This window comes from Risungbinella massiliensis, assembly GCF_000942395.1.
In the GTDB taxonomy this organism is placed as follows: domain Bacteria; phylum Bacillota; class Bacilli; order Thermoactinomycetales; family Thermoactinomycetaceae; genus Risungbinella; species Risungbinella massiliensis.
In genome coordinates this window covers 1005470-1024165 of sequence record NZ_LN812103.1, presented here as the reverse complement: position 1 = coordinate 1024165, position 18696 = coordinate 1005470, and the positions used below count along the sequence as shown (strand labels likewise).

The following is an 18696-nucleotide window of genomic DNA, read 5'->3' as shown; positions in this document are numbered from 1 at the left end:
CTCCGCTCCATCCTCTTTGTTTAGTAGCTCCCCATGACAAATCATAATCTGCCATGACAGTGTTGTTCCTATTCGGTAACAACCCCAGCCCATATCCTAGAGACAGGATTTGGACTTCGGCGGCTTTTCCTTTGGGCATGTTCTCAACGATCGACTCTGATCTCCAACAGCTTACTCTTAAAAGTCGCACCTCTACTCACCACAATACGGATGAGAGATTTTATTCATTTTTAACAATGCTGGTAAAACATAGTTTACTAGATTTATAGTATAGACGCAAGCATTACGAACATATTTTTTCACAAAATCATCATTTATTCTAGAAGGAATCAGGATTTAATACGTGAATATTGATCCTTGTATTAGTCCAAATGTATCACTTGTATTTTTCCTACAATTATAATGGATCATATAAAGGAAAAAATCCCTATTAAATACCTGGCAAACCAAATTCTATCAGAAGTAAAAGATGTCTATCCAAATTCTTATAAGAGAATCTTTGTCTATTACCTAACATTTAACCTTTCTTTTATATACATCTTGACTAAATCCTATTTCGAATTCCGTCTCCCTTTGGTCTACTCTTTAATTTTTGTTATATTTTATCTAGCATTTATCGTATTGGAAGCATTCTGGAAAACCGTAAAAAACTAGAAAATACCCTCTTTTATAAGTTTCAGTTACTCATAATAAAAGTTTTTTTCTTATTGTATCTCATAGATTTATTAATTGATCTCATCACAGGAACTTGATTATCACTGGAGATTGTATCATTTCAAACAAAAGCCTCCTTTCCACAGCTAACAGGGAAGGAGGCTTCTTATTCACCTTTTCTTTACAATAATACGGTTCTCCTTGCCTTAATCGTCTGCTCATCTCCACCAGCGATTGGTCTGCCTGAGGCAGGAACTGCACGCTCTCTCCCCCAGTTTTGAATCGCTTCGACTCGCTCTGGACTTGTCTTGGATAACGGCACGATATTTTGGAAACTACGGCGAAAGAGATCCACTGTAATCGAATCGTCTCCATTGAGATAAGCTCGTTTGACCACTTCTCTTACCGCCGCTTCAATATCAGCTCCAGCAAAACCTTCAGACAGCTGGACTAACTCATCCATCAGCTGCTCATCGAGACTTTGCTTCAACCCTTTTTTCACATAAATCGAAATGATATCACGTCGCTCTTCAGGAGAAGGCAGATCAATGAAAAATAGTTCATCAAAACGTCCACGACGAAGCAATTCACCTGGCAATTGAGAAACATCATTCGCAGTGGCTACGACAAAGACACGAGCAGTTGCCTCTTGTAACCAAAATAGGAACTGACCAATTAGTCGAGTTGTAACACCGGATGAACCACTTCCTCCACCTGCTAGGCCTTTCTCGATCTCATCGATCCAAAGTACACACGGTGAGATATGATCCGCTGTGGACAGTGCCTGCTTGAGATTATTTTCACTCTGACCCACATACTGGCCTTGTATCGTAGCTAGGTCCAAACGGTATAATGGAAGCTTCCAACTAGAAGCAATCGCTTTAGCGGAGAGTGATTTTCCACATCCCGGTACTCCAACAAGCAATACTCCACGTGGAGGGCGGATTCCGCGCTCTCTGAGATCCGCGGTCAAAAGCGGACGCTCTTGATCAAGCCAAGCCTTTAGCCCTTCTAGTCCTCCAACAGAGAGATCCTTATCTCGAACAGGAATCCGCTCTAAACCAGAAATATCTGCAAAGATTCGATCTTTGGCATGCCGAAGCTCGTCCAGATCGTCGGTACGAATCTCCCCTTTGGCAAGTAAGGTAGCCAATACATTCTCTGCTTCGATCTGACTAATTCCAGCAAGAATATTGGCTGCTTCTTTTTCTTGCTCTACTTTCCAATCAATTGGCATATGTCCTTGATAAGGATGAATTTGCTCTTGGACGATGCGCAACATCTCATCTTCATTGGGATGATCTAATGTAACCGACAGCCCTAAACGTTGAAGCGGTGCCCAGATCGGATCAGAGGTGATCACAATGATGGAACCACTCGAATTAGGATCAGAAGCAAGCAATGCTGCGTCATAAAAATGGCGAGCTGCTTGCGTGTCATTATCTAAATCCGAAACTTCTGTCAGACAAAATGTTAGGTTTTGTCTTTGTGTCATCTGCTGACTCATAAAATCTAACGCACCAAAGACAGACCGATCATCGTGTACGGAACGATTCGAAACAATCTCTCTCATTCCTTGTGAGAGGGTATGTGTATAGATCGGGACATTTAGCTCTGTTCCAATCTCTTTTAAAACTTCTAGAACTCTTGCACGTTCCCCACTTCGGATGGAGATAAAGGGGATTCGCGCTTTGAGATACCTAGTCAGTGTCGAACGGAATGTTTTATAATCACTCATTTAATTAGGAACCTCCTGTTTGGGGATCATAAATGGCTCTTTTATAAGGGAGATAGGGTTATTCCGAAGAAAAGAAGCAAGTCTTCCAGTGATTTCATGCTTCGCAGCCGACTCCACCATATTTTGTTGTAAATTTTGAACATATTTTTCTATCTCTTGGTCTATTTGATCTACAATATTACCAGGCAAAAAAGGCATCTGGCCTAATTGCCAGGTTGTAGTTAACCGTTTACGAAGCAGATTGATAGCTTTAATCCACTCCGATTCCGCAAACCCTTGCTGAGTTTGTTCTTGAAAATATTTTGTTGCCTGATCAAGCCATTTATGGATAATTTCAACCACTCGGACTGCTACTCGACCACGTACATTCTCTGTATCAGGCGCAATACCTTGATGAAGTAGAGTCATCAACTCTAGCTTGTTATCTGCAGTCTCTAGTTCATCTAGAAGTTGCATCCAATCAAAATAAATAACAGGTGGCTTTCTCATCGTCTTCCACCTCTTTTAATAAATGTATTTGGCGGTAACAAGTCCCAACTCGGTAGGTCTTTTGCCATTTTGTGTTGGGGCGTAGAGAGATTGGATTCCACATTAGTTGACTTATCTTCCGTTTGTTTCTCCGATTTCGTAATAGCTTCTTTTTGTGTCCGAGCAAATGGCGATGAATTACCTGATAGTTTGGATTCCATCATCTATCTCCTCTCCGTCATTACTAGACGATTAGGTTCATATTGTGCAGTCAACATCTCATCTGCTTTCAAATCTTTAAGTAATGTCGGCAGATCTTCTGCATGACGATCTTTTGCTTTTAGCTCACGACGCCAATCTACAACGTCTGCTATGGCAGCTTTGACAACGGGAACCATCTGATTTCGATACTGTTTATTTTGTTTTTTCATTGGACGTTTGACTTGCCAACGGCGCAACAAAAAGAGTCCGCCAAAACTAAGGAAAAAAACAATCCAAGAACCTGTTATAATCCCAATCATCCCTGATAAAACTAAAAACACGATATATTTGATCCGACGGGAGTATTCTCTTTTCTCCTTCATGTTTGCTTTTATTGTACTTTTGCTCCATCGTTGAAAATGTTGCATAAAATGTTGGACACATTCGGTTTCTTCCGAACCATCATTTAAAGAATAGGACCATGCCCAAAAATCGGAGTTCTCAATGAGTGGAACTTCTAGTTCGGCCTTTTCTGGAACCTGGTAGCGTATACCTCCTGTTATATCTTCATGGGCCTCCTTGATCCAATCTTTAGAAATTGCCAGACAATATTTTTGTGTAGCAGCACTAAACCCAACTTTTGTAGCCCCCATACGAATGATCTCCAAAAGAGACCGTGCTGGTTGGTAATGTTGCTCTTCCGCACTCCAATTTTGATTGGCTTTTGTCCAATCACCATGATATTTAATTACTAATTCTAGCTTCCGCTCTTCTCTTTTTAACTCTAGTTCTTCACCCACTACTTGCGATACTAATTGATCCAATAAATTATCTACTGCTGATTCAATCTTTGGTTCTAGTGATGTATTTTGTTCAAGCCAACTTTTGATTGTCTCAGCAATATGTTCATAATATTGGTGATTTGAAATAGATTCATTGATTTCATCCCAGTTAGTGCAATACTTTCTTAATAAATCATATTTGTCATCACTAAATAATTCTTCGAATCGCCTTTGGTATTCCTCTTCACCTAATTCTTCTAAACTTATCTCTCGGTCAGTGCCAATCGCCCAAAGACTCTCTTTCCATTGATCACGAGTCTCTTTTGTAAGCGAAGCGTCTTCCATACATTCATCTAACCAGTGTTTCAATTGGTTTTGGAACGCCATTCTTACATCATAAGCAAAAACCCCATTCGTAATCCCTTCAAGTAACGTGATAAACTCTGTTTCTAAGTTTTTAGGGTCTAAAAGGGTGAAGTAATGTTCAAACCAACGTCTACTCGCATCTAATCTCCCATATCGTCTCGTAACTAAAGCCATAAATAAAGAGGTTTTCTTTTCGTCACGTCGTAGTGCTTCAGCCAATGCACGATCTGCGACCTCTTTTTGATCGTTTACCCATGCTACTAAAGCAACCACAGCAGGAGCTAACCAATATTTTGGAATGGTGATCATTAGTTCTTCACTGACATTCTGAAACACTTCCGAACGAACGATCCCCAAATCCAACGCCTGCAACACTCCAGTTGCAGTTCGCCGCAACTGTTGAAGATGCTGAAACTTCTCTTGTCGCTCCTGTCGAATTCGTACTAAACGTATTTCTGCAAGTTGTAGATTATCTTGTAAACTCATTTTATTCCCCCGATCACGGAGACCTCCCCATTTTCCCGAATTGCCCGTAAACAGTCGCTATACACTTCTATAAACTCATAACTTCCATGCATTGCAAGTTTTCGAGCCTTCTCTAGTGAGACTGGTAAAGTTTCACCACGTTTATAATGTTCCAGAATCCATTGCCCACTCGTATCCAATGTATGCACTTCATATGGATCACCGAGATAACATTTACTCACAATTCCTAACAAAAGGGCATAAATAGGTACCTCAGGAAATTCCATCTTCAATTGATCCTGTAGTGATTGTAACAGACTAGGATCTAATTTTTGTCCAGTTGCATCCAATTGTTTTACCGCTTTCATGTATTCGTTTGATCTTGATCGACGTAATATTTCATCCTGCCTCGTCTTTTCTGATCCCCCTTGAATAGGAGTAATCTTTCGTTCGACTATATGCAGATTTTCTTTTTTACTTGGTTGAAAAAAGATATCTCTAGGCAAACTTTATTCCTCCTTCTAGCCAACAACTTCAGATACTCTCATTATAATGAAAAGAAACAATTTTCCATAATACAAAAAATAATTTTCCCATACGAAATACATAAAGAGCCTGTTCCCATTAGAACAGGCTAAAAACATTATTTACTTATTTAAGATACAGAACGGATTTCTCCCCATCTGGAGGCAGCACGGAACCAATCCGCTACTTTCTCCATCCTTTCATTCACTTCTTGGATCGAGGCTCCACCTACTACAATAGAGCAGATATGATCAACACTAGATTTAGGAGAATCATAAATTTCACCCGGTTTTGCAAGTAACCGATACTCCAACACCCAACTTGGCATCGAAGTAGTCTCCACTGTTAAGAATACCCCTTGGCGTGGAGGTAAGAGAGCATGTCCACAAAAAGTAGGAGGATTTACTTCCTTTTGATGTGCAGGAAGTTGAACAGGTAGTCCTAACTGGGCCAAAATCATCGATTGTGTAATATTAATCCCAAAAGCCTGTTCTAAGATGACATTAACACGTCCACCACCTGTTCGACTAGCGATCTCACATAAAACAATCTCATCGTCTACTGTATGGAAGAATTCACAATGAAACGTAGTATGCTGTGGTGTATCTAAAACAGAAATGAGCTTTTCGGTCTCTCGAATGAGGCGTTTTGCGAGTGGACTCTCTTGATCCACAATATAACTGCCTGTATACCCTCCTTCATGGAAGGATAAACAGCTACTAGTATACTTAGACGCAGCAATAAATACTACTTTCCCTTCGTATACCAATCCATCAATATGGTACATTTCTCCATCCACGAATGTTTCTACTTCCGATTTGTCAGGAACACCCTCTGCCAACATTCTCTCTAAATCCTTATGATTCTCCAGTACTACTGTTCCCATCGATCCTGCACTATCAATTGGTTTTACTACGAGCGGAAAATCATGTTGAGATGCAAACTCAACAAGATCAAAGTTGGATTTCAACTCTGCAAATTCAGGAGTCAGAATTCCACCTTTTCTAGCTATGGTTTTCATCAAAACCTTATTGCGATACTCACTTGCACTAGCGTAGCTTTGCCCCTTCAAATCAAATCTTTCTCTCAATTGACTCGCACGGTAAATATCCCGTTCTGCTACTGCTATGATCGTGTGGAATTGATATTTTTCATATAACTCAATCGCTCGACGCTCTACATTCCCATTATGAATATAGTTAGAGAATGATTCCACATAAGTATAACGATCTTTTGGAAATCCCTCCGCATACTCATCGGAAGACAACAAAAGGAGCTCTTCCCCTGTTTCTGCTAACCACTCCTCATAAGGACACAAATCATGAGGTACACGGTTTAAAATTAAGATACTCATCCCCAACACCCTTTCTTTTCTCTTTTTTTGAAAGGTTGGATGCAATTTAGAGAAGAACTGTCTTAATCCCTAGTAGAATTCATCCAAAAATAGAAACACTAGAACCTTCCTTTAGGGAGCATAGGATCATCTAACGAAAACTTGTCATAGTCCATATTTTTGGATTGATATGGAAATGTATTCTAATCAAGAACTTCATTTAGCACCAACTATACGCAGCAGATTACTAGAACAATTGCCACTGCGCTTCATTCTCAAACCACTCTGCTGCTTGAAATAAACGTTTCTTTACTTCTGACTCAGACTTTCCATGCACCACGAAAGAAGCGATATGATCAACGCTGGTCTGGGCTCCTCCGTATGAATCACCAGGATTTCCGACTACGCGATATTCACATACCCACTCTGGTGGCGATGTTTTCGGTCCAGATAAAAATGTACCTTTTTTAGGAGGAACCAATATATCTCCGGTCATTTTTGCTTGTCGAATCTGATGATATTCTGGCAAATCCAATGGTAAGCCACATTGGGCTCTTACCCAATTACGACTAAGGTGAAAACCATAGGCTTCTTCTAAATACGTGTTTAAACGTCCACCACCGGTTCGACTAGCTATTTCACATAAATAAATTTTGTCATCTGGAGTATGGAAAACTTCACAATGAAAAGAAGTATGATGTGGGGTATCGAGTGCATGTAGGAGATTTTTAGTAAAGGATACAAAGCGGTGAAAGAGAGGATTATCGTGTTCTAATAGATAGCTAGCATTGTACCCGCCGCCTTGAAAAGCTAGACAACCACTCTCTTCTGCATACCGAGAAGCAGAGATAAAAGCGAGCTTGCCATTTGCCACGAGTCCGTCCACATGATACATATTTCCTTCGACAAAAGTTTCTACCTCTAGATGAGATGTTAGACCTCCTACTAGTAACTCTGCGAGATCTCTTTCCGAACGAAGCACACTAGTATTGACAGATCCAGCTCCATCCACTGGTTTTACCACGACTGGATAGCCATGTTCTGTCACAAAATCGAGTAGGTCAAAAGAGTGATCTACTCTCCGAAAAATAGGAACGGTTACTCCTTTCTGAGCGGCGATCTCTTTCATTACTGTCTTGTCCCGGAAATGGATTGCACTTTGGGTATGTTGGCCTTCAATTCCTAGCCTCTCCCTCAGTACTGCTGCCCGAATAATATCTACTTCCGAACAGGCGATAATACACCCAAACTGATATTCTTCATGTAATTGAAGGGCACGCAACTCTACATTTCCATTCCGTTCATAGTTGGGAAAGGATTCAATGTGTACATATTGTTCTGCTGGATAGTCTGAGCGAAATTCCTCCGCGACTAGTAGAACCAAGTCTTCTCCCAAATCTTTCATCCATTCTTCATATGGATAATACTGATGGGCGACACGGCTCAAAATGAGAACACTCATTGAATACCCCCTAAGTGTTAGTGGACAAATAGGTCTGGCAAAAGAAATTATATCATTATTCAAAAAACTATTTCAATAAAAATACATAAATTTATTTTTAATACATTAAATTTAATACTTGATTTTTAATAGTTTTTCATTTTACAATCTAACAAAAAACCTCTCTTAGATTTCTCTAAGAGAGGTTTTTCCATTTTACTGTACTCTTTAATGAACTAAAAATCACACACTAATGGAATTTATAACATGACGGAAGCATTCGTATTTTCAAAAATTTTCACCGCTTGTTGCTCTTTCATTACCACAATGTAGTTCACATATAGCCTCCAAAAAGCACGCCATATCGGATCATCAAATGATTGATACGTAATGCGTAGCCCTATGCGTAATCCATCCTGGTAGTTAATCACTTGACCGTGATTTGGATACTTCTCAATATTAATTAACTCTTCTGCAATCCGAGCAGCTTCTTTTGGTTGATTCTTTTTCATGGAGCGCGAGAGCCATTTTACTGCTAAACGTTTGGAATGTTCAATCGATTTGTAGCAGTAATCGATTAAAGCTGCATCTACTCCTTTTAGAAATGGATAGTACGTAGGATTCAGCGCTTGTCCGTCTACATGTTCTTTTTTAATCATTTCGAGTCCGTTTAGAAAAGCTTGGGCTGGACGAAAAGCTAACCCATATGAAGTGGGAATCGTAACCTGTGGATCAATTGGACCAAGCTCAGAGGTATCACTCATCACTATCTCATCCGCCGCTAAGCTAATGAGTGTAGCTGCACTCTTGGCAGCTTGCGGAACCACAACACGTAAATGCTTAGTTCGCGAGAGCAAGGTATGAACAATAATTTCAGCTGCATTAGGATCCCCACCAGGGCTTTGAATGAGCAAATCTACATCGCTATTCCGATCCAGATTTCCGACTAATTCGTGAAACGGGGCGATATCATCTCTTGTAATCGAACTTTCATGATGATTTAGATTCGACATATAGATAATTAATCTACGTCCCGTCACCTTCTCTATTTCCCGAATCAAAGCTTGTCTATCATAACGATCACGATGCACCGCATGATAGAGCGGCTGATTGGGAGACTGGAAAGAGAAGCCGGGGGTTTGTCCTTGATTCATGGGCACAACCCCTTACTTTTCTAAAATTTTCAACCTCGAAAAGGCCTTCCATAAAGGCTTTCTTTACTTGGTTTTACTTCCATTACTCGCATCTGCTTCTCAAACTCCTGAAAAGATTTTAGGAACTTTTCAAAGGTCTGATCTGTCTGCGTCTTGGTAACATACTCTTGCTTCGCTTTTAAAAGTAGTTGAAACAATTGCTGTACCTCCTTTACACAGAAGTTACCATTGCCAATATATGCTCAATCTTACAAAAGATGAACGGTAGACAATGCCTAAATACTCAACATCTTTATTGTACCCGAAACTAGGAAACTTGTGTAAGATATTGACAAAATAGTTAGATCACTATCATCATATGAAAATTTTTGTTATCTACTTAAAATAATTTCATCTTTTTAGATGTAAGCGATTTCTTTTTGTATAATTATATACTTTTTCATAAAACAAATGCACTCTGTAATACAGAGTGCATTTGTTTAAGATTTTTCGGATAGATTCTCTATCACTTCTGGATCTCCGTATTTCTCTGCAAGTGCTTTCTGAGCTGGGGTAAACGATTGAAATTCCGTTTTATCAATTGGTTGAACCTCATAGAACATTTTTCCTTTTGTCTTCTGTTCAAAATAACGACTCTGGAACATAGAAGGTTCAAACGTAAATTCCTCATACACTGCATTTGGTAGCTTCAAAAAATGATCTTGTACTAAGTAGATTTGGTATTTGTTCTCCAACCAGAGATAGTCTACCTTATCAAATTTATTATAAGTGAGCATCCAAGCCATAAATTTCGGGTCGCTTTGTTTGGTTAACTCACGTAACAATTGAATCCGATCATCCCGCCTACTGGCATGATGTGTAAAAGTTGGTTCAGGTGCTACAAAGTAAAACACTGGATAATGCATATACATATCACGTCTAGAAGTTAGAAATACTTTTCCTTTATGATCTACTGTTTCTAAGGATCGAATATCTTGAGATACCTTTTTAAATCCTTTGGTAATCGCTATATCATGAACTTGTAAAGAGTATTGTCCCAATATCAAGATCACAAAAATAATTGCCCCAAAGTATATTTGTTCTTTATACTCTACAATTCGATTGATCAGATAGTAGATAGCATAAGAAAAAGCCACCATTAGGAGAAGATGAATCATCCATTCCATTTTAAAGTGCAGTATAGGCTTTTTTAAAGCAACAGTGATATTCCCTAAAAATTGCCATACATAAGTACCCAGTACTAGAAATAGGAGCTTCTGTACAAAGTCATATTTCTTACTTAGTAAAATGACTGCAATCAACCCTATAAGATAAAAAAGTTGTGTAGGTTCTTCTACTAAATTCTCGAGGTGAGGTGCAAAGATCTTTAACATATCAAAGGTAAAATATCGATTTTGATAAGTCTTGATCCCATATTTAGCAATGCTTATAAAGAGTGGAACAAAGTAAACCAACGCAAATAGGAATACAGTACCTGCAACATAAAACCAATGGCGGAAACGATTCCAGACTTGAACCAAAGATCGGGTTTCAACTAGATAGAGAACGAGACGAATCAATGTGTAAATCACTAATAGGAAAAACCAATAGTAGAATGTCAAAAAGATAAGCGCCCCAAGAAAACCAGCTAAAACAACAAATCTACGATATTTTGATGTTTCTTGTGGAAGAGGTTGATCTTTTGGACGGTCTACAAAGGAAAACCACCAAGGCAAGATGAACATAAGACTTAGAAATTCATAAGGCTTAAAATACATCTCAGACATAAAAGCAAGTGAACTGGTGATTGCGACTAACATCCCTACCCTAGAATTGGTAATGTGTCGCCAAGCAAAGTAGATCAATGGTACTACCATTATTGGGGTCCAAACATTAATAAAGCGCAAAATATGATAAGGTTCCATCCCAAACAACCATGCTAATTTACCAGCGACATAAAAAAACAATGGCGGGTAAAAGGCAGATAGATCTTGGTACGTAAAGTCAACCAAAGGCCAGAAATTTGCGTACTTCGTAATAATGGCATATACAAATTCGCTATCAATAGAGCGAGCATCAAATCCAAAGTAAGTATCTTGATAGAGGTAAGCCATTACACTCGACAAGAACAAGCCCACGGTTAAAACTATGTATAGATCACGATTTCGCCTAAAGTGAGGATGTTTGACGAAATAAAGGAACGCAACTAAAAATAGCGCTACAAAAAGCAGTGTTTTCGGTATTAGAACTAGAAAAAATCGTTCACTCGGCAACTCTAGCATTAGGAGAAGAAAGCAAATGATAGAAGAGAATACGAGGTACAAAAGGTATATTTTCGTGGTCTCTTGTCGCATCATCTTCATGGACATCTCTCCATTCATTTTTTCAACTTTCATAGCCTAACATAGATCTATCTAAAATACTATGAAAAATGTGCGAAACCGACTATTACGTAGTACTTCTCTTTCACAGTCCATTTCCAAATGTTACACTGAGGGTGAAAAAGGTTACTTTAGGAGGATTCTTCATGCGTACTAGTAGTCAGCCACGCATGTTCTGGACTCTCACGACTGTATTAGGAGTTGCTCTCACTTTAAGCGGATCCATTCTATGGTTCCTACAAAGTGATACCAATACAAAAGGTACGCCTCAGGTGGTAACCAAAACGATCCCACTTGATGGCATCCAGAATATTAGTATACAAACAGATGTACCAGATGTGATTATCTTACCAAACAGCTCATCCCAGATCCAAATTCGCTATACAACTTATTCGAACCAAGCACAAGAAAAATTGGAATACCAATTAAATGATGATCAAATTCTCTTAGAAGTTCAAGAAAAGGCTCATTTGTCAGCGAACTTACCTAACTATACTTCCACAAAAAAAGCACAGTTAGAGATAAAATTACCTATAACGATGAAACAATTAGAAGTACGGAGTACGACTGGTAATATTACATTTCAAGATGCCCCTTGGCACATTACTAATGCAAATCTTCGGTCAATCGATGGAACAGTAACAGCAAAAGGAATTTCGGCGAATTCTCTCAAAGTCTATACAGTGACGGGAAAACAATCATTATCTCGAGTGAAGTTATCTGATGAGCTGGACCTGAGTAGTTCAAATGGTGAATTAGAAATCTCAGAAGTAACGGCAAAAAAAATCTCGGCTAAAACCGTAAGTGGCAATATGAATTTCCAACATATTGATGCCAAGCTACAAGCAGATACGACAAACGGGACAATACAACCTATCTATTTTCAAAAAATACATGATGGCAGCTCTATTAGTTCGTTAAATGGAGATATAGAAGTTATTTTTTCATCAGAAATTCCTCATATGACCATAGAAGCCCGAACTACATCAGGAATGTTACAGTCTGACTTTCCAGATTATGAAGTAAAGGAGAAGAGCGAAAAGCATCACTTTTATTACATAGGTTCTCCTTCCAAGGCTCCCAAACTCCAGATTGTAACAACATCTGGAAATTTATATTTACATTATCCAAATGAAAACGGATCCCATTAAAATTGGGGTCTTTTTTTGCATGAAAAAAGGCGACCCTCTGTGGTCGCCGATTACTGGGTTTTCTTATGTAAAGTCTTGGTGTTAGGGAAATTAGCGAACTGGATTTGTGCTTGGTGGTTGAGTCACTACAATCACCTCCTGACTTATTTTACTAATTCTACCTGAATCTTGTATAACTTTTCAATATATTGGTTAAATAATTTTTTGTCTGATTTTTCCACGCATTTACACATTTTAACTAATAGGTCGTTCTGTTTACGTAAAAGCTTTTGTTCTCGGCATTTTGCCAATGCCTTCTGATAAGTGCACAGTGCAGTTGCAAGATCACCTTTTTGCAAATAACAATCCCCAAGTGCCTTATGAGCTTCAATATACTTCCAAATTTCCGTTTCATTTCTCGTTAAAGAAACCGCCTTTAGGAGATAATATTCTGCTTGGGTTAAATTCTGTAACCTCAAATTCAATAGACCAATCTGAATATAAGACGGGATCAGCAGTGAGTGATTCTTGAGAACCGATTCATACTTACAAGCTGTTTCAAAAGAATGACGCGCTTCTTCCCATTCTTCCAATGCCATATGAATTCTTCCAATTTCGTTACAGAGTTCAAGAGCTCGTTCATGCTGTAGATTAAGCCGAGCAATTCCAAGTCCCATCCTTGCTACTTTCATCGCTTCTAAATATAGTTTGTGCTTAGATAATAGACTTGCTTTTAGTTCGTACATATTGAGGAGCACGTCTAACTTTTGGATCTGGTCAATCTCTTCCCATAATATTTCCAATGCTTTTAACGATTCTTGTGTTTCATCTAATTGATCCAAATAGGTCGCTTTACATATATAAAGTACATGCCAACAATAACGACGTTCTCCTTCTAAATCAAATGATTCAATTCCTTGTTCAACACAAGTCAAAGCCTGTTTTAAATCGTTGCTGAAATAAAAAACACGTCCCAATTCGTTTAAACTAGCTGCTTTCAAGTTTGTCCTTAAAAGCGTTGATTGGTTTTTATCTACAATTCGAATACATTCCACAAAATGATTCTTGGCATTGGTCCAACTACCACGTATTACATAACATTTTCCTTTTAGATATTCGCTAAAAGCATACAATAAATCTAAATTATGTAATGAGATCGCATCCAGTTCTTTTAGCACTTGTTCCGGATTAAATTCTAAAATTCCTTCTAGCGACTCCAATTTCATCTTGATATTCTTTTTTTGTAGTACATTGTTTTCAATCAGCGTCGGAAGCATCTGTAAATCCAGTCCTAACTTCTCACATAGATATAGAAGTTTGTTCTTTTGTTGCGTACTAGATTTTCCTCGTTCGATATTACTAATAGTGGCGGGACTGATGTTGACATCCGCTAGATCCTCAATTCTCATACCCATCTCTTTACGACGTTGTCGAAGTAGTTTTCCTAATTGGATTTGATCCAAATTTTCCAAACTTTTTTCACCTCAATTTAATAATATACCGGTAGGAATAATAATCCAAAATTTAATCTTTTACTTTATTTTGGTAAAAATGATTAAAACATTAAAAAAATTTGATTCAATCAAAGGATTTGCAGAGGAAATTTCAATACGGAACTATCATAATTAGAAAATATTAATTATTTGATAAATTCGGGATACATGAATACAATAAAAGAGGTGATTCTCCTAACTAATCCATGATTTACCAAAAAAACCACTAGAAGGTGATAATGTAAATGATGAGAATGCGTCTAGACGGTACTTATGAAGAAGTTGCCTCGGTAATCAAAGAGTTTCGCACAACCCGCTCTGTAAATCTCTACTATGAGTATGATATCGATCAATTCCCTTCAGATAGAAAAGGAAAAGTAATCTGTTACTTTCAATATGAGCCGCCAAAACGCCAAACACAACGAATTCAACTAACTACATTAAATGGTAAATCCATTACTCTCGATTTATTAGATGGAAGAAAAACAGACATGGGGAACGGAACCACTATCATCAGTGGATATTCTTACGACATTTTTTCGTAATCACCCCTCCTATTCTTACAATCTGTCTATTTTTCCATATTCTATCATTTTAAAAAAATTTGAAAAGGATTTTGTATGAATATTTATTTGTTATCTACTATAAAGGCTTAGGCATTCTCTGCTTCTAAATAGGAGATGCCTTTTTTGTTTGCTCAAAAATGTCAATTAAGAATAATATCCCAATATACAAACACTTTACTTTGCTAAATCGCTAATGTAACATAGAAAACGTTCGTTTCATTCCAACTAATAAAACCAATATGATACACAGAAATAGATGAGGTGAAAAAATTGCAGCAAGCAACATTGAAAAGAGATCTGGGATTCATCAGTGCCATGTCCATCGTAATCGGTTGTGTCATTGGCTCAGGGGTATTTCTCAAACCTGGTGTGGTATTAGGCAGTACAGGTAATACAACGACAGCTTTGTTAGCTTGGCTTGTTGGGGGAATCATCACCATCGCAAGTGGGCTTACCATTGCCGAATTAGCAGCTCGTATACCGAAAACAGGCGGTCTATACACATATATAGAAGAAACGTACGGAAAAACATTGGGGTTCTTAAGCGGCTGGATGCAATCCGTCATCTACGCACCTGGCATTATCGCAGCACTCGGACTTTATTTTTCTTCTTTGTTTGTACACTTTTTTTCACTTCCAGTTTCGTATGAAGTTTGGATCGCTATCCTCACTGTATTATTCTTAACATCGGTCAATATTCTGGGAGCCAAATACGGTGGCTTGGTTCAGAGCCTTACCACTTTTGCCAAATTAATTCCAATCCTGCTGATCATCATTTTTGGTCTCTGGAAAGGCGACGCCCAAGTACTCCATGCTATTGCAAAATCAACAGAGGAAATGAGCTTTTCTGCCGCTGTTTTAGCAACTCTATTTGCTTATGATGGCTGGATTTTAGTAGGTTCTGTTGCAGGAGAATTGAAAAACCCTGCGAAAACTCTTCCAAAAGCAATCACCGCTGGGCTTCTCATCGTAACAGCCAGTTATCTATTCATCAATATTGCTATCTTAAAAGTACTACCAGCACAAACAGTAGTAGATTTAGGAGAAAATGCTGCGAGCACAGCTGCCGGAATTCTTTTCGGCGATTTGGGCGGCAAAATCCTTACTGTTGGGATTATGATCTCTATATTTGGAAGCTTGAATGGGAAAATACTAAGTTATCCACGTATTCCATTTGCCATGGCTCAGCGGAGTCAACTTCCTTTTTCTCGTTATCTAGCAAAGGTATCTTCTAAATGGAATACACCAATCGTTTCAATACTAGGGATTGTGACCTTTAGTATTTTATATATGTTTTTTAGTGATCCAAACTGGTTAACAGATGTCTGTACTTTTACGATTTTCCTGTTCTATATTCTTTCTTTCTTTGCCGTTTTCAAAATGCGTAAGAACTCCTCATCTTCTAGTAATGGGGAGTATCGTGTACCTTTTTATCCCGTAATCCCGATCGTTGCTATTCTTGGCTCTAGCTTCATTATTGTGAATACAGCCATCGAACAGACCAATTATGCGATCTTCTCTATTTTGCTCACCGTCATAGGTCTCCCCATTTTTTGGTGGCAACAGAGAAGAAATAGACTTCAAGGGGAAACACCAACCGCTTCCATCGTATAAAAAATAAAAAGGGGTAGAACAGTACATACTGTTCTACCCCTTTTTTCACTAAAAATCGTTTACTATCAATCCTTTATTATATTTGCTTCTATCCCTATTTCTTGGCAACTTTTTTGGAAGCAGCATCTATCTCCTCCATCTCATCAGGTGTAAGACGGAACTGAAGTGCTCCAATATTATCTTTCGCTTGACTTACTTTGGACGCACCTGGAATAGCTACAACGGTCTCATTATGGGCATGAATGAGCCAATTCAATGCAACTTGACTTACACTGACTTCTCTTTTTTTGGCAATTTCCTCTAGTAGTTGGATAAATGGAAAAGTTTGATACAACCCTTGTGAGCGGAAAGAGGACATATATCTTCTAGGACCTTTTGCCTCTCTTACTAGAGTAGGATTATGATGAAACTTTCCTGTGAGAATTCCTTGTTCCAAAGGCGAGTATGCAATAATGGTAATTCCTAGTTCTTTTGCGGCTTCCATAACCCCGTTATGTTCTATACGACGATCTAATAGGCTGTATTTCACTTGATTAGATACTAACGGGATCCCTTCTTCTGCCAACACACGATGAGCTTCCCGCATCTGTTTTTCAGAGAAGTTACTTACACCGGCAGTTACAATTTTCCCCTCTTGAACTAGCTTTGCCATCTCTTTCATTTGGTTTTCGACACTTGATAGTGAATATGGTTGATGGATTTGATAAAGATGAATGGTACGACCACCTAGGCAATTGATACGATCTTGTATCGTTCGAGTAATGGAACTCGCCGAACGAAACATTGGCCACCACTTCGTAGCAATGAGTGCATCTTTAGCAGGCTTTCCTATGTCCTTTAAAGCCTGGTCAAGTGCTTTTTCCGACTCTCCCCAACCATATGCCTCTGCTGTATCAAACCAATTGATTCCACCTTCTAAGCTGAGTTTAATAATCTGCTTAATCTCGGATTCTTCTAGGACTGGCCAAAACTTCCCAACTAGTCCGTTTCCTTTGCTAAATTGCCAACATCCTAACCCAAGTGGAGAAATTTGAATCTGAGATGTTCCTAAGTTTCGGTATTCTACTGTTTGGATCAATCTAATTCTACTCCTTTTTGTTTCCCGTACTATTTTCAAAACATGTCTTGGTAAGTAAATTTCATTTACAATAATAGAGCTTGTTGCATTAATACAAGTTAAGCGTAGGAGCGCCGCCGGTTTTCCCGCTTCTGCTTGTCCTGCCTGTCCCGAGGGATCTGCTCCGACTCCCTACAGCTCATAGTCGTATCTCAAAAGGAGAATCTGGCTTTTGATTCATTATGCAACATGCTCTAATAATTAAATCCAGGTATATAAAGTATTTTTTCATTAGATCGAGTTAACTACCAAAGAGAAATATATTTATTCTCTAGATTCAAATTTTCTTACGTTTCCATTTTTGGATGCTCCTCTAATTCTCTCATCTGTCTACTAAATAACTTTGTTTTGCATTAATTCGTTGTGAGTTCCTTTTTCAATCAAATACCCGTTCTCCATTACCAGGATCTGGTCTGCATTCTGAACGGTCGTTAGACGGTGAGCCACAATGATCACAGTCTTTCGTTGGTAGACGGGATTATAAAAATTTTGCAGTTTTGCTTCCGTATTCGCATCTAGTACCGATGTAGGTTCATCTAACAGAAGAATTTCTGGCTCCATTAAGAGTATACGAGCAATCCCCAGACGCTGTCTCTCCCTACCAGATAATCGTACTCCACGATCCCCTATCTCTGTCTCTATTCCTTTAGGAAATCTTTTTACTAACTCTTCTAATTGAGCAACCTTTAACACATCCCACAATTCTTTTTCTGTCTTATCAGGTGCCACAAAAAGAAGATTATCACGAATCGATCGACTCCAAAGAAAAATATCCTGAGATACATTCCCATTCTTCTGCGAACACTACTTACTTGATACGACTCTATTGGTTTATCATCCAATAGGATATTCCCTCTTTCAGGCTTATAAAACCTTAGCAGAAGATCCAGCATCATGGATTTTCCTGAATCAAATGGACCTACGATTCCAACCACTTGCTCAGGTTCAATCATAAAGCTACCATCTCGCAAAATAGGACGATCGTCCTGATAAGAAAAGTGAACATGTTGGAACTCTACTTTCCCAACTGGGTTTTGGTATGGTTTGCTTCCAGTTCATCTATGTTAGAGCTAGTGAGATTCATTAAATCCTCATAGCGTTCTTTCTCTGGACGTATACGAATCGCCTCGAAATAAAAATCCATTAACGAATCCAATGCCTGATAAAGTTGTGGCACATATAGGGTAAAAGCAACAAGCTCTCCTTAGCTTAGTTGTTTTTGAAAGATGAGCCAAGCCCCTACAGCAAATAAAATACCGATACACAATGATTTTCATCACCCAAGGATT

16 protein-coding genes, 1 pseudogene and 1 riboswitch are annotated in these 18696 nt (G+C 38.6%); of the genes and pseudogenes, 3 read left to right on the top strand and 14 right to left on the bottom strand.

Annotated elements, in window-relative coordinates:
* Positions 1 to 16: 16 nt before the first annotated feature.
* Positions 17 to 203, bottom strand: a riboswitch (Lysine riboswitch).
* Positions 204 to 835: 632 nt separating this feature from the next.
* From VJ09_RS16285 to VJ09_RS16245, 10 genes are all read right to left on the bottom strand, one after another.
* Positions 836 to 2392 (bottom strand): AAA family ATPase, encoded by a 1557-nt coding sequence (locus VJ09_RS16285; RefSeq protein WP_044642653.1) that lies wholly within the window; start codon positions 2390 to 2392, stop codon positions 836 to 838.
* Positions 2393 to 2881 carry a hypothetical protein gene (locus VJ09_RS16280; protein WP_044642652.1) on the bottom strand — a complete coding sequence of 163 codons (489 nt, stop codon included), beginning with the start codon at positions 2879 to 2881 and terminating at the stop codon, positions 2393 to 2395.
* Positions 2878 to 3084 carry a hypothetical protein gene (locus tag VJ09_RS16275; RefSeq protein ID WP_187118728.1) on the bottom strand — a complete coding sequence of 69 codons (207 nt, stop codon included), beginning with the start codon at positions 3082 to 3084 and terminating at the stop codon, positions 2878 to 2880. Before VJ09_RS16275 ends, VJ09_RS16280 begins: the two co-directional genes overlap by 4 nt.
* Positions 3085 to 4695 (bottom strand): hypothetical protein, encoded by a 1611-nt coding sequence (locus VJ09_RS16270; RefSeq protein WP_052807466.1) that lies wholly within the window; start codon positions 4693 to 4695, stop codon positions 3085 to 3087.
* Positions 4692 to 5180 (bottom strand): hypothetical protein, encoded by a 489-nt coding sequence (locus VJ09_RS16265; RefSeq protein WP_052807465.1) that lies wholly within the window; start codon positions 5178 to 5180, stop codon positions 4692 to 4694. The genes VJ09_RS16270 and VJ09_RS16265 overlap by 4 nt, the downstream gene beginning before the upstream one ends.
* Before the next feature lie 149 nt (positions 5181 to 5329).
* On the bottom strand, positions 5330 to 6553 hold the full coding sequence (locus VJ09_RS16260) for an ATP-grasp domain-containing protein (protein ID WP_044642982.1): 1224 nt from the start codon (positions 6551 to 6553) through the stop codon (positions 5330 to 5332).
* A gap of 226 nt (positions 6554 to 6779) precedes the next feature.
* On the bottom strand, positions 6780 to 7994 hold the full coding sequence (locus VJ09_RS16255) for an ATP-grasp domain-containing protein (RefSeq protein WP_044642650.1): 1215 nt from the start codon (positions 7992 to 7994) through the stop codon (positions 6780 to 6782).
* Between the two features lie 239 nt (positions 7995 to 8233).
* On the bottom strand, positions 8234 to 9127 hold the full coding sequence (locus VJ09_RS17790; protein ID WP_052807463.1) for an SDH family Clp fold serine proteinase: 894 nt from the start codon (positions 9125 to 9127) through the stop codon (positions 8234 to 8236).
* A gap of 29 nt (positions 9128 to 9156) precedes the next feature.
* Positions 9157 to 9324, bottom strand: a complete 168-nt coding sequence (locus tag VJ09_RS18635; RefSeq protein WP_154662379.1) for a hypothetical protein — start codon at positions 9322 to 9324, stop codon at positions 9157 to 9159.
* A gap of 282 nt (positions 9325 to 9606) precedes the next feature.
* Positions 9607 to 11469 (bottom strand): arabinofuranosyltransferase, encoded by a 1863-nt coding sequence (locus tag VJ09_RS16245; RefSeq protein ID WP_044642649.1) that lies wholly within the window; start codon positions 11467 to 11469, stop codon positions 9607 to 9609.
* A 164-nt stretch (positions 11470 to 11633) separates the two neighbouring features.
* Here VJ09_RS16245 and VJ09_RS16240 point away from each other — a divergent pair, with 164 nt between their 5' ends.
* Positions 11634 to 12638: a DUF4097 family beta strand repeat-containing protein gene (locus VJ09_RS16240; RefSeq protein WP_044642648.1), complete on the top strand. Its 1005-nt coding sequence runs from the start codon at positions 11634 to 11636 to the stop codon at positions 12636 to 12638.
* 143 nt (positions 12639 to 12781) lie between these two features.
* On the opposite strand, the gene VJ09_RS16235 is transcribed toward VJ09_RS16240, so the two are convergent.
* Entirely contained in the window at positions 12782 to 14089 is a 1308-nt protein-coding gene (locus VJ09_RS16235; RefSeq protein ID WP_044642647.1) for a helix-turn-helix domain-containing protein, read from the bottom strand.
* Positions 14090 to 14355: 266 nt separating this feature from the next.
* On the opposite strand from VJ09_RS16235, the gene VJ09_RS16230 reads away from it, so the two are divergent.
* Positions 14356 to 14655 carry a hypothetical protein gene (locus tag VJ09_RS16230; protein ID WP_044642646.1) on the top strand — a complete coding sequence of 100 codons (300 nt, stop codon included), beginning with the start codon at positions 14356 to 14358 and terminating at the stop codon, positions 14653 to 14655.
* A gap of 291 nt (positions 14656 to 14946) precedes the next feature.
* Entirely contained in the window at positions 14947 to 16290 is a 1344-nt protein-coding gene (locus tag VJ09_RS16225) for an APC family permease (RefSeq protein WP_147635537.1), read from the top strand.
* Positions 16291 to 16384: 94 nt separating this feature from the next.
* On the opposite strand, the gene VJ09_RS16220 is transcribed toward VJ09_RS16225, so the two are convergent.
* The 3 genes and pseudogenes from VJ09_RS16220 to VJ09_RS19015 form a co-directional block, all read right to left on the bottom strand.
* Complete coding sequence (locus tag VJ09_RS16220; protein WP_147635536.1) at positions 16385 to 17368, bottom strand: aldo/keto reductase; 984 nt, start codon at positions 17366 to 17368, stop codon at positions 16385 to 16387.
* Between the two features lie 372 nt (positions 17369 to 17740).
* A pseudogene (locus VJ09_RS17785) lies at positions 17741 to 18360 on the bottom strand (ATP-binding cassette domain-containing protein).
* Between the two features lie 62 nt (positions 18361 to 18422).
* Complete coding sequence (locus VJ09_RS19015) at positions 18423 to 18551, bottom strand: hypothetical protein (protein WP_267904320.1); 129 nt, start codon at positions 18549 to 18551, stop codon at positions 18423 to 18425.
* Between the last annotated feature and the right edge of the window lie 145 nt (positions 18552 to 18696).